Annotated in this window: 1 protein-coding gene; it reads left to right on the top strand. The window is 65.5% G+C overall.

Annotated features, from left to right (window positions below):
• Positions 1 to 414 (top strand): 2-oxo acid dehydrogenase subunit E2 (locus tag PU724_RS33955; RefSeq protein WP_426213859.1); only part of this gene is annotated, 414 nt, incomplete at both ends.

Genomic DNA, 414 nt, shown 5'->3' with positions numbered 1-414 from the left:
GCACCGGTGAAGAAGACCGAGAAGGGCGAGGTTCCCGCCTACAAGCTCTCGGTCAACGACATGGTGATCAAGGCGATGGCGATGGCGCTGATGGCGGTGCCGGATGCCAATGCCTCGTGGACCGACAGCGCCATGGTCAAGCACAAGCACGCCGATGTCGGCGTCGCCGTGTCGATCCCCGGCGGCCTGATCACGCCGATCATCCGCCATGCCGACGAAAAGACGCTGTCGACGATCTCCAACGAGATGAAGGACCTGGCCAGCCGCGCCCGCAGCCGCAAGCTGAAGCCGGAGGAATACCAGGGCGGCACCACGGCGGTGTCCAACCTCGGCATGTTCGGCATCAAGGATTTTGCCGCCGTCATCAACCCGCCGCATGCGACGATCCTGGCGGTCGGCGCCGGCGAGCAGCGG

Origin of the sequence: Mesorhizobium abyssinicae, from assembly GCF_049887195.1 — a bacterium.
GTDB lineage: Bacteria > Pseudomonadota > Alphaproteobacteria > Rhizobiales > Rhizobiaceae > Mesorhizobium > Mesorhizobium abyssinicae.
The sequence above is the reverse complement of the archived record's forward strand: the minus strand, read 5'-3'. Positions and strand labels throughout refer to the sequence as shown.